The sequence below is a fragment of the Stenotrophomonas sp. STEN031 genome (assembly GCF_056759975.1).
In genome coordinates this window covers 1-11,172 of sequence record NZ_JBRREA010000092.1, presented here as the reverse complement: position 1 = coordinate 11,172, position 11,172 = coordinate 1, and the positions used below count along the sequence as shown (strand labels likewise).

General features: G+C 64.7%; 9 protein-coding genes. 6 read left to right on the top strand and 3 right to left on the bottom strand.

Annotated features, from left to right (window positions below):
* Positions 1-241: 241 nt before the first annotated feature.
* Positions 242-1,348, top strand: coding sequence for a glycoside hydrolase family 18 protein (locus tag ACVOLQ_RS21650; protein ID WP_481529268.1), 1,107 nt, complete (start codon positions 242-244; stop codon positions 1,346-1,348).
* A 420-nt stretch (positions 1,349-1,768) separates the two neighbouring features.
* On the opposite strand, the gene ACVOLQ_RS21645 is transcribed toward ACVOLQ_RS21650, so the two are convergent.
* Complete coding sequence (locus tag ACVOLQ_RS21645) at positions 1,769-4,096, bottom strand: TonB-dependent receptor (protein ID WP_313172814.1); 2,328 nt, start codon at positions 4,094-4,096, stop codon at positions 1,769-1,771.
* A gap of 173 nt (positions 4,097-4,269) precedes the next feature.
* On the opposite strand from ACVOLQ_RS21645, the gene ACVOLQ_RS21640 reads away from it, so the two are divergent.
* Complete coding sequence (locus ACVOLQ_RS21640; RefSeq protein WP_481529267.1) at positions 4,270-5,283, top strand: TIGR00266 family protein; 1,014 nt, start codon at positions 4,270-4,272, stop codon at positions 5,281-5,283.
* A 241-nt stretch (positions 5,284-5,524) separates the two neighbouring features.
* Complete coding sequence (locus ACVOLQ_RS21635; RefSeq protein WP_481529266.1) at positions 5,525-6,592, top strand: patatin-like phospholipase family protein; 1,068 nt, start codon at positions 5,525-5,527, stop codon at positions 6,590-6,592.
* A 157-nt stretch (positions 6,593-6,749) separates the two neighbouring features.
* On the opposite strand, the gene ACVOLQ_RS21630 is transcribed toward ACVOLQ_RS21635, so the two are convergent.
* Positions 6,750-7,232 carry an Lrp/AsnC family transcriptional regulator gene (locus ACVOLQ_RS21630; RefSeq protein WP_282271903.1) on the bottom strand — a complete coding sequence of 161 codons (483 nt, stop codon included), beginning with the start codon at positions 7,230-7,232 and terminating at the stop codon, positions 6,750-6,752.
* A gap of 132 nt (positions 7,233-7,364) precedes the next feature.
* Between ACVOLQ_RS21630 and phhA the strand changes: the two genes are divergently transcribed.
* A complete protein-coding gene (phhA, locus tag ACVOLQ_RS21625; protein WP_481529265.1) occupies positions 7,365-8,255 on the top strand; it encodes a phenylalanine 4-monooxygenase in 891 nt (296 codons plus the stop codon).
* 114 nt (positions 8,256-8,369) lie between these two features.
* Here phhA and ACVOLQ_RS21620 read toward each other — a convergent pair whose 3' ends face one another.
* Complete coding sequence (locus ACVOLQ_RS21620; protein WP_481529264.1) at positions 8,370-9,089, bottom strand: DUF2306 domain-containing protein; 720 nt, start codon at positions 9,087-9,089, stop codon at positions 8,370-8,372.
* A gap of 166 nt (positions 9,090-9,255) precedes the next feature.
* Here ACVOLQ_RS21620 and ACVOLQ_RS21615 point away from each other — a divergent pair, with 166 nt between their 5' ends.
* Entirely contained in the window at positions 9,256-10,362 is a 1,107-nt protein-coding gene (locus tag ACVOLQ_RS21615; protein WP_481529263.1) for a sensor histidine kinase, read from the top strand.
* Positions 10,359-10,994 carry a response regulator transcription factor gene (locus tag ACVOLQ_RS21610; RefSeq protein ID WP_282271898.1) on the top strand — a complete coding sequence of 212 codons (636 nt, stop codon included), beginning with the start codon at positions 10,359-10,361 and terminating at the stop codon, positions 10,992-10,994. Before ACVOLQ_RS21615 ends, ACVOLQ_RS21610 begins: the two co-directional genes overlap by 4 nt.
* Positions 10,995-11,172: the final 178 nt, after the last annotated feature.

Below are 11,172 nucleotides of genomic sequence, written 5' to 3'. Positions count from 1 at the left end.
GGGGAGCGGCGTCAGCTGCTAAGCTGATGGCCAATAATATCGCCGGAATACCTGCTATTTAAACAAAACGGGCTTCGCGGCTTATGCCGCTCCTACAAGGCCTTCGGCAGGCTTACCGGTAACGCCCCAGCCGAGCATGGCTCGGCTCTACCGTGGGCCCGATGGTTTCCGACGTCACCGCCTGTCACTGCACTGTGCGTCTACGGTTACAGTCCCAGGTCCTCTCACTACGGGACCTCTCATGCCTGTATTCCTTCGCAGTCCGCGCCTGCAGGCGCTGTTGCTCGCCGCACTGCTGCCCTTCGCCGTACAAGCACAACCGCCGCGCCTGATCGGCTATGTGATGGACAGCCCCGAGCCGCTGCAGTTGTCTGCACAGAAGCTCGACGTGGTGAACTTCGCATTCGCCGTGGTTCGCCTGGACGGCACCGTCTACCTGCCAGAAAACGTCGATCCGGCACGCCTGCACGCCGTGGTCGCCAAGCGTGCGGACAATCCGTCACTGCAGGTCGTGTTGTCGATCGGCGGCTGGGGTGCCGGCAACTTCTCCGAAGCCGCCGCCACCGCACCGGCACGCGCGCGCTTCATCGACAGCAGTGTTGCGCTGATGCACCAGTTCAAGCTCGACGGCCTGGATATCGACTGGGAATACCCCACGCTCGGCGATGCCGACATCAGCCACAGCCCGGATGATCGCCAGAACTTCACCGTGCTGCTGGAAGAACTGCGTGCGCGCCTGGATCGTGAAGGCAACGGCAAGCGCCATTACCTGCTGACCATCGCCGCCGCCGAAGGCCGCGCCGCCGAAGGCCTGGAACTGCCGCGCATCGCCAACTCATTGGATTGGATCAATCTGATGACCTACGACTTCTACGGCAGCCTGACCAAGACCACCGGACATCACTCCGGGCTTGCGCGCTCACCACTGGCTACGCCGCAGGGCCGCACCACCGTGGATGCGGTGAAGTACTTCCTCGATGCAGGGGTGCCTGCCTCCAAGATCAATGTCGGCGTGCCCTTCTATGGCCGCACCTTTGGTGATGTCGGCACGGACAACAACGGTCGCTTCCAGAAGTTCACCAAGGAAGGTGGCTTCATTACCTGGCGTGACATCGTCCACACCCGCCTCAACGCGCCGGACTGGCAGCGTCATTGGGATGATGAGGCGCAGGTGCCCTGGCTGTGGAATGCCAAGGAGCGCCGCATGATCAGTTACGACGATCCGCAATCGCTGCGGATCAAGGCAGACTACGTCAAGCAGCAAGGCCTTGGCGGCATCATGTACTGGGAACAGCGCGGTGATGACAACGAGCAATTGCTGGATGTGTTGCATGAGGCATTGCGCTGACCCGGTAGTGCCGAGCCATGCTCGGCAGGCGCTTCATCGGTAACTCCAACCGTAGTGCCGAGCCATGCTCGGCAAGGGTCCTTCCCTGCGAAAGCTGCCCTCACCCCAACCCCTCTCCCGCATGCGGGAGAAGGGCTAGATTGGCCGCGCACTGCAGCGCCAAGTAGTGCCGAGCCATGCTCGGCAGAGGCGTCACCGACCCCGATTTGTGGAAGCGGCGTCAGCCGCGAAACCTGCATTGTTTGAACCGCAAGCCCGACCGCAATCTGGTCGACTCTCGGCTTCGCGGCTTACGCCGCTCCAACAGGTGATCGGCTGGGCTATCTGCAAGGCCTCTTGCCGAGCATGGCTCGGCACTACAGGAACGCAGAAGGCGCGGATTGCTCCGCGCCTTCTTCGTTGCATCACACAAGCCTGCGCTTAGAAGCGGGTCTTGAACTCCACGCCCCACAGGCGCGGCTCGTTGATGAAGCCGGTGAGGTTGTTGAAGTCGATGCCGCCGGTGGCGCGGATCTGGTTGGTGATGTTGCGGCCGTACAGCGCCACGTCGTAATCACCGTCATTCCACTGGTAACCCACGCGCAGGCCGCCTTCCAGCAGCGACTTGCCGGTGAACTCCTTGGACTCATACAGGAAGAAATTCACTTCGCTGCGGTAGGCCCAGTCGGTGAACACGTAGAGCTGGGTGCCATCGGCCAACGGCAGCGACCAGCGTGCGGTCATGTTGTGGGTCCACTCCGGTGCCTGCGGCAGCGAGTTGCCGTTGATCAGCACCTTGCCGTTGACGACCGGATTGGTCACGGTGCAGGAGAAGCACGGCGCCACGCTCAGATCGGAATCCTTGATCTCGGTGTGGTTGTAGCCGCTGCCCAGGGTGACCAGCAGGTTGTCGGTCAGGTAGGCCTGCAGATCCAGCTCGAAGCCCTGGCCCACACTCTTGTCGGCATTGAGCAGGATGTTGGCATTGCCGCCGGCGCCGCCCACGGCGGTCAGCTGCTGGTCCTTGACCCGGTAGTGGTAGACGCTGGCGTTCAAGCGCGCACGGTTGTCCCAGAAGTCGGCCTTCACGCCAGCCTCGAACGACAGCACGGTTTCCGGATCGGCCACGGTCTTGTTGTTGAAGGCACCCGCCGACTGGATCGAACTGCCGCGGAAGCCGGTGGCGACGCGGCCGTAGACATTGACGGTGTCGTTGACGGCGTAGGTGGCCGAGAAGTCCCAGTTGAACTTCTTGTCCTTGGTCGAGGCCGACAGGTAGGGATCAACAGCATCACCCTTGGCATAGGCGTCCTGCTGCGCGGCAAGCAGACCGGCGAGGTCGCACTTGGCAATACCCGGGGGCGTGGTCAGGGTCGGTGCAATGCACGGCGAGAAGCCGGTGTTCCAGTAATCCTTGACCTTCAGGTCCTTCTTGTCGACGGTGTAACGCACGCCGGCGCGCAGTTCCAGCTTGTCGGTCGCCTGGAAGTTCAGGCCGCCGAACACCGCCCACGCATCATTGGTCTGGTTGATGCGCTGGAAGCCATCCTGCTTGCTGCCGTTGGTGCTGTCGTAGCTGACGCTGTCGACGTCGTAGTCTTCCTTGAAATAGAACACGCCGGCCTGCCAGTTCAGCGGGCCTTCGTTCTGCGATTCAAGGCGCAGCTCCTGGGTCCACTGCGAGTGGCTGGGGATGCCATCGGCGGTTTCCGAAGCAAACGGTACCTCAGGCGTGAAGTAAGGACCCGACGTGCCGTCGATGTCGCCGACGCTGAAGGTATCGACGGTTTCGTAACCGGTGATCGAGGACAGCTTGTAGTTGCCCAGGTCCCAGCTCAGGCGCGCATTGGCACCGCTGCTGTCGAGCTCGGAGTGGTTCAGGCCGTCGATCGACACCTTGTTCTCGTCGAAGCCGGGCACGAAGTCGTTGCTGCCCTTCCTGAAGATGTTGCCGCGGAACAGGCGCGCGGTGCCGTTGAGGTGACGCTTGTGCGCACCCAGCAGCGCTTCGAAGTTGTCGCCCTCGTACAGGAACTGCGCACGTACGGCCGATTCGTCATAGCCTTCCAGGCCGTCATTCGGACCGGTGCCGGTGTTCTTCACCCAATCGTCGCGACGCTGGTACAAGGCCGACACACGTGCCGACCAGCGCGCGCTCAGAGCGCCACCGACGGCGGCTTCCACGTTCCACAGGTTGTCGCTGCCGTAGCCGACCTTGCCATAGCCTTCGAACTCCTGCGACGGACGCACCGAGTCGAACTTGACCACGCCGGCCGGGGTATTGCGGCCGAACAGCGAACCCTGCGGGCCGCGCAGCACTTCCACCTGTTCCACGTCGAAGATCGGGAAGCCCTTGAGGATCGGGTTTTCCTGCACGATGTCGTCGTACACCAGCGAGACCGGCTGCGAGGTGTTGAGGCGGAAGTCGGTGTTGCCGTAACCGCGGATGTAGAAGCGCGGGAAGGCGCGGCCGAACGAGGATTCGATGTTCAGGCTGGGCACGCGGCCGGACAGATAACGCACGTCGGTACCACCGGAGGCCAGCGCGTCGAGCTTCTCGCCGCTGACGGTGCTGATCGACACCGGCACGTCCTGGATGTTCTCCACCTTGCGTGCGGCGGTGACCTTCACCGCATCGAGCGTGGCGGCTTCCTTCTGGGCCGGGGTCGCATCCTGCGCGGCAGCGGTAAGTGGCAGTACGGCGAGAACGGCGACAAACAGCGGATGCGCTGCCGGCAGGCGGCGGCGGACGGTACGGGTCGGGGACATGGCGGAGAAGGGCCTGTTGAGGAGGAATGGGGAACTGCGCCTAGCACGGAATTGTTGCAGTACAACATTCGTATCGCAATCGTTCAGGTATTCAGCAGCATGACGCCTGCCAGGGGTATCTGGCCCCTGCGCCGCATAGACTTGGGGCTTCCTTCCCGCCCAGGCACCTTGCCATGACCCAGTGGTATTTCCATATTCCCGGCCAGGCCGACCGCGTCGGCCCCTTGGACGACGAGGCCGCGCGCCGTTTTGCCCAGGGCAGCCGCCAGGCCTTGGCCTGGCGCGAGGGCATGCAGGGCTGGCAGGCGGTGACCGAAATCGCCGACTTCGGCGGCCAGGCCGGCCCGCCGCCGACGCCGCCGCCGTTGGGTGGCAGGGGCAACCGTGCCGACGATATCGACTTCCGCATCATCGGGCATGAGATGCAGTTCGTGGAAATCGAACTGGACCCGGGCGAAAGCGCGATTGCCGAGGCCGGCGCACTGATGTTCAAGGATTCCACGGTACAGATGGACACCGTGTTCGGTGACGGCCGCCACGAGGGCCAGGGCGGTGGCTTCATGGACAAGCTGATGTCGGCCGGCAAGCGCGTGATCACCGGTGAGAGCCTGTTCGCCACCGTGTTCACCCACACCGGCAACGGCAAGGCCAAGGTCGCCTTCGCCGCACCCTACCCCGGCACCGTGATTCCGATGAAGCTGGACCAGCACGGCGGCAAGCTGATCTGCCAGAAGGACAGCTTCCTGGCCGGCGCGCGCGGCGTGCAGGTCGGTGTGCATTTCCAGCGCAAGGTGATGACCGGCCTGTTCGGCGGCGAAGGTTTCATCATGCAGAAGCTCGAAGGCGATGGCTGGGTATTCGTGCACGCCGGCGGCTGCGTGGTGGAACGCGAACTGGCCGCGGGCGAACGCATCGACGTGGATACCGGCTGCGTGGTGGCTTACCACGCCGGTGTGGATATGGACGTGCGTCGCGTAGCCGGCCTGAAGAGCATGTTCTTCGGTGGCGAAGGCGTGTTCCTGGCGACCCTGACCGGCCCCGGCAAGGTCTGGCTGCAGTCGCTGCCGTTCTCTCGCCTGGCCGGCCGCATGTATGCCGCCGCACCGCAGGGCGGTGGGCAGAGCCGTGGTGAAGGCTCGGTGCTGGGTGGGTTGGGGCGTTTGCTGGATGGGGACAACAAGTTCTGATTGCTTGCTGGAGCCAAGCCCAGCGTAACCGTGGGCTTGGCTTTGGGCTTTGGCTCGTCATTCCCGCGCAGGCGGGAATCGCTCCTGCCTTTGCTTTTGCTCAAGCGGTAGCCTCAAAAGCCGGAGCGATCCCCGCCTGCGCGGGGATGGCGATCTCATTCCCTCGACACACTGAACCCGAATCGCAGCCCTATTTAAACGACTTCGCCTGCTGCCACGTGCCCTCCCAGCACAAAGCGCTATGCTGGCGCCCTTTCCAATACCCCTGTTCATCATGAAAGCGCGCAACGTCCGTCTGCTGCTGTCCCTTTCCTTGTTTGGCCTGCTGGCAGCCTGTGGCGGTGAGAACACCAAGCCCACCCCGCCGACAGCGGTGCAGCCGACCACGCCGGTAAGGCCGGTCAAGATCGGCGTGGCACTGGGCGGTGGCGCGGCCAAGGGTTTCGCCCATATCGGCGTGATCAAGATGCTGGAGGCCAATGGCTTCGAGCCGGTGGTGGTGTCCGGCACCAGCGCTGGCAGCGTAGTGGGTGCGCTGTATGCCAGCGGCATGAACGCCTTCCAGATGCAGCAGAAGGCCGTCGCGCTGGACGAAGCCAGCATCCGCGATATCCGCCTGTTCTCCGGCGGCCTGGTGCAAGGCCAGAAGCTGCAGGACTACGTCAACGCGCAGGTCGGCAACAAGCGCGCCGAGCAACTGCAGAAGCCATTCGCTGCAGTTGCCACGCAACTGGAAACCGGCGAGCGCGCGGTGTTCGTGCGCGGCAATGTCGGCCAGGCGGTGCGCGCTTCCAGCTCCATCCCCGGTGTGTTCGAGCCGGTGATCATCGGTGGCAAGAGTTATGTCGACGGCGGCGTGGTCAGCCCGGTGCCAGTGGATGCGGCCAAGCAGCTGGGGGCCGAGTTCGTTATCGCAGTGGATATCTCCAGCCGCGCCACCGGCCAGCGCCCGACCGGCCTGCTGGGTGCGGTGGGCCAGTCCATCACCATCATGGGCCAGCGCCTGGGTGAGCAGGAACTGGCACGCGCCGACGTGGTGATCCGCCCGGCGGTGCTGGACATCGGCGCGGCCGATTTCGAGCAGCGTGGCCGCGCGATTCTGGAAGGCGAGAAAGCGGCAATGGCGGCGATGCCGCAGATCCGCGCGGGTATTGCCCGCCTGCAACAGGCGCGTCTAGCCACCGCACGCAATGCCGAGGCACGTGCTGCGGCCGTACAGGCCGAAGCGCACCAGCGTTGCCAGGACAGCCGCAGCCGCATCGAGAAGCTGCGCGGCATCGAGAAGAACTGCAACGCGCCCGCGCGTTGAGGGTCAACGGCAGGGCAGCAGAGTCTTTTGTGGGAGCGGCGTAAGCCGCGAAGCTGATAGACCTTCAGATCAAGAGCTCAACAGCAGAAGCGCCCTCACCCCAACCCCTCTCCCGCGTGCGGGAGAGGGGCTTGAAAGCTGCAACACCGACCCTTCTTCACCGCCCCAGCTGCGACAGCGGCAGGGCGCGGAACTCCTTCACCGTGCGCAGCACGAAGCTGGAATTGACGTCGGCAACACCGGCCGCGTTGAGCAGCTTGTCGAGCAGGAATTCCGAGAAGTGGTCCAGGTCGCGTACGTAAACCTGCAGCAGATAGTCCATGTCACCGGTCAGCGCATGGCAGGCCACCACCTCATCCCATAGCTGCACCGCCTGCACGAAGTGATCGATGGCCGCCTGGCCGTGCTTGGACAACTGCACGCGCACGAAGGCCTGCAGGCCCAGCCCGATCGCGCGTGGCTCCAGCCGTGCGCCATAACCGGCGATCACGCCTTCCGCTTCCAGCCGTTGCACCCGTCGCAGGCAGGCTGACGGCGAGAGATTCACCCGCGCCGCAAGTTCGGCGTTGGTGGCGCGGCCATGCTGCTGGATTTCGACCAGAAGCCGCAGATCCGTGCGATCAAGATTCACCGACGCCATCTTTGTTGCTCCGCACCATTGAATGGACGCAACAATATTGCGTCATAACCAGATGACAGCGCAATTACGCACACCTGTTGCGCGGCAGGCTTCCTACCATGCGGTTATCTATTCCCTTCAGGAGCCGCCGCCATGGAAGCCAACCCGCGCCGCGTCGAACACCAGCAGACCGACAAGGGTTACGTGCCGGTCTATACCACCGCCGTGGTGGAGCAGCCCTGGGACAGCTACAGCGCCGACGACCACGCCACCTGGAGCACCCTGTACCAGCGCCAGCGTGAGTTGCTGGTTGGCCGCGCCTGCCAGGAGTTCCTCGATGCCCAGGACGAGATGGGCATGAGCGAGCACATGATTCCGCGCTTCGACCAGCTCAATGAAGTGCTGGGCGCGGCCACCGGCTGGACCCTGGTCGGGGTGGAAGGCCTGCTGCCCGAGCTTGATTTCTTCGATCACCTGGCCAACCGCCGTTTCCCGGTGACCTGGTGGATCCGTCGCCCGGACCAGATCGACTACATCGCCGAACCGGACCTGTTCCACGACCTGTTTGGCCACGTGCCGCTGCTGATGAACCCGGTGTTCGCCGACTACATGGCCGCCTATGGCCGCGGTGGCGTCAAGGCCCACGCGATCGGCCCGGATGCACTGCAGAACCTGACCCGCCTGTACTGGTACACGGTGGAGTTCGGCCTGATCAACACCGCCGAGGGCCTGCGCATCTACGGCGCCGGCATCGTTTCCTCCAAGGGCGAGTCGCTGTACTCGCTGGAGTCGGCCGCGCCGAACCGGATTGGTTTTGATCTGGAGCGGATCATGCGCACCCGCTACCGCATCGATACCTTCCAGAAGAGCTACTTCGTCATTGACGGCTTCGAACAGCTGATGGCCGCGACCGAACCGGACTTCACCCCGATCTACGCCCGCCTGGCCGACGCCGAACATCTGCCTGCCGGCGACGTGCAGGACGGTGACACGGTGTTCCAGCGCGGCAGCGGCGAAGGCTGGGCCGACGGCGGCGACGTCTGAGCCAGCCCACCTCACTGCAACGGAAGAAGCCGCCCAAGGGCGGCTTCTGTGCTCTGTAGCCCGGGTAAGCGAAGCGCACCCGGGGACTTCCAAACGTCTCGGGACGGCGGCAGCTCACTGCGCCTTCGCCGCTGCCACCTTGGCCACCCGCCGCCCACCATACTTGCGGTCCAGATAGAGCCCAACGGCTACCGCCACCAGCAACGGTGCCGCCCACGGGAACAGCTCGATCAGCAATGCCGGCACCGTGGTGTGGCTGCGCAGCCACTGCCATAGCGGACGCATGCCAATGCCGAGGAACGCCACATGGGTAGCAATGCCGGCACCCAGGATCGACTGGTAGTGCTGGCGAAACGCCCAATCCGGACGCGACGGCCCGCGGCGGGCGAACTTCAGCATGCGCCAGCCCACCCACAGGCCAATCGACGAGAACCCCAGGAACAAGGGCTGGCGATGCTGGATGCCGGTGCCCACAACCACCAGCGCCAGGATCACCATCGGCCACACCGCCAGATGCCAACCCGGCCGTGACACCAGCTTCTTCCAATCGCGCTTGTCGGTGACCGCACGCCAGGCCAGCCACGTCGCGTTGCCGGTGATCGCCATCAGGTAGGCCAGGAACAAGGCCGACAGCGGCTGCTGACGGAAGAAAGCGAACTGGACGGTGATCGGCAGCGCGGTAACCACGATCACTGCCATCGCTACCAGATACACCTTGCCCAGCGCACGATGCCGCGGCGAACCCTTCTTCATGAACGCCGCCGACCAGAAGCCGACCAGGGCGACCACGCCGGCCAGCACATGCAGCGCGACGATCAGGGAATATCCAGGCATGGGGAGCTCTCTCCAGTGACGGCCGGCGGAGTGCGATGGCCTGTGCACAGCGTGCGTGAGCCGCTGCGGCCACAGCAGTCGCGGCAGTCATTGATCGACCCTGCCGGAAGTCACTTTCTGCTGCATACCCCTTGCCGCTGAGGCCTGCGCCCACCAGCATGCGTGCATGGAAATCACTCCCCGTTCGCGCTGGCACAGGCTGCTGCACCCGCTCAACCTCGCCGGCCTGCTGACCTGGCTGGCGGTAGCGGCCACCCTGCCCTATGGCTCCGGCGAGCAGATGGCCCTGCGCTGGGGCAGTGCCCTGCTGTTCCTGCTCGCCTTTCTGTTTGCCGCCAGCTACGAGCGCCCGTCGCCGCAGCGCAGCGTGGCGCTGCTGGTCGAGGCAGTGGCAGCGCTGGCGGTGATCCGCCTGGCCGCCAGCAGCGGCGTGGCGCCCGCCCTGCTGGTGATGCTGGCCGCGCAGGTGGCAATGAGTTGGCCACTGCGCATCACGCTGGTGGTGATGCTGCTGGTCAACCTGGGCATGTACCTGGTGCTGCGCGACGTGCACAGTCACCCGGCCGCGGTGGTATTGATCTTCGCCGGCTTCCAGGCCTTCGCCATGCTCACCACGCACTACGCGCGCAGCGCCGAGCAGGCGCGCGACCGGCTGGCACTGGTCAACGCCGACCTGCTGGCCACCCGCGCCCTGCTCGCTGAAAGATCCCGCGACATGGAACGGCTGCGCCTGTCGCGCGAGCTGCATGATGTCGCCGGGCACAAGCTCACCGCACTGCGCCTGCACCTGCGCGCACTCGCTGCGCCAGCAGGTGCTGCACCCGAGCTGGCCCTGTGCGAACAGCTGTCCGCCGAGCTGCTGGGCGATATCCGCGCCGTGGTGCATTGCCTGCGCGACAGCGGCCAACTCGACATGGATACCGCCCTGCACGCACTGGCCGCACCCTTGCCGCGCCCGCGCCTGCAGCTGCAGTTGGATGACGACGTACAGGTCAGCGATACCGCCAAGGCCGAAACCCTGCTGCGCTGCGTGCAGGAGGCGCTCACCAACAGCGCCCGCCACAGCGATGCCAAGGTGCTGCAGGTTGCCCTGCAATGCCGTGACGGACGCTTGCTGCTGGCGATGGAAGACGATGGCCAGTTGCGCGGCGAACCACGCCCTGGCAATGGCCTGACCGGCATGCGCGAACGCGTCGACGAACAAGGCGGCAGCCTGCAGCTGCAACGTGCTGCTTCCGGTGCCCTGCAGATTCGTGTGGAATTGCCGGCATGAACGATTCTCCCCGCATTGCCCTGGTCGACGACCAGGCCCTGATCCGCGCCGGCCTGCGCGCCCTGCTGCAGCAGCTCGGCATCACCATCGTGTTCGAAGCCGACAGTGGCGACGCTCTGCTCGAACAGATCGCACAACAGCCGGTGCAGCTGATCCTGTCGGACATCCGCATGCCGGGCATGGACGGCATCCAGGCATTGAAGGCCCTGCGCGAGCGCGGCGATCAAACGCCGTGCGTGTTCCTGACCACCTTCGACGAGAGCGACCTGCTGCTGCGTGCCACCGAAGCCGGTGCGCAGGGCTTCCTGCTGAAGGATGCAGCACCGGAAGACCTGCATGACGCCATCGGCCGCGCCATCGCCGGGCAGACCTTGCTGCAGCCGGTAAGTACCGATGCGGTACGGCAGCGCTATCGCTACCACGCCGACGACGCGCCGAAGGAGTTGTTCAGCCAGAAGGAAGTCGCCGTATTGCGGCTGATGGCTGGCGGCTACAGCAACCGCGAGATCGCCGGCAGCCTGTTCCTGGCCGAAGGCACGGTGAAGAACTACGTGTCGACCATCCTCGACAAGCTCGACACCCGCGACCGCACCCGCGCGGTACTGAAAGCCATCACCCTGCGGGTGATCTAGCGCCACCGAACGAAGCCGTAGTGCCGAGCCATGCTCGGCAAGGGCTTTACCGTTAGCGTGTCCGCCGTTGTGGGAGCGGCGTAAAACGCGCACCACCCACCCACACAGCTAGCGCAGATAAAGCTTGGTACAGCGATGTTGGGGTGGCGGGGTTGGGCGCCGCGACGACCCGGATCCC

What these genes read in the sequence shown, in the direction of transcription:
- ACVOLQ_RS21620 (WP_481529264.1), bottom strand. Translation starts at nt 9,089, where the DNA reads ATGCCTGGATATTCCCTGATCGTCGCGCTGCATGTGCTGGCCGGCGTG.
- ACVOLQ_RS21645 (WP_313172814.1), bottom strand. Translation starts at nt 4,096, where the DNA reads ATGTCCCCGACCCGTACCGTCCGCCGCCGCCTGCCGGCAGCGCATCCG.
- ACVOLQ_RS21640 (WP_481529267.1), top strand. Translation starts at nt 4,270, where the DNA reads ATGACCCAGTGGTATTTCCATATTCCCGGCCAGGCCGACCGCGTCGGC.
- ACVOLQ_RS21610 (WP_282271898.1), top strand. Translation starts at nt 10,359, where the DNA reads ATGAACGATTCTCCCCGCATTGCCCTGGTCGACGACCAGGCCCTGATC.
- ACVOLQ_RS21650 (WP_481529268.1), top strand. Translation starts at nt 242, where the DNA reads ATGCCTGTATTCCTTCGCAGTCCGCGCCTGCAGGCGCTGTTGCTCGCC.
- ACVOLQ_RS21630 (WP_282271903.1), bottom strand. Translation starts at nt 7,232, where the DNA reads ATGGCGTCGGTGAATCTTGATCGCACGGATCTGCGGCTTCTGGTCGAA.
- ACVOLQ_RS21615 (WP_481529263.1), top strand. Translation starts at nt 9,256, where the DNA reads ATGGAAATCACTCCCCGTTCGCGCTGGCACAGGCTGCTGCACCCGCTC.
- ACVOLQ_RS21635 (WP_481529266.1), top strand. Translation starts at nt 5,525, where the DNA reads ATGCTGGCGCCCTTTCCAATACCCCTGTTCATCATGAAAGCGCGCAAC.
- phhA (WP_481529265.1), top strand. Translation starts at nt 7,365, where the DNA reads ATGGAAGCCAACCCGCGCCGCGTCGAACACCAGCAGACCGACAAGGGT.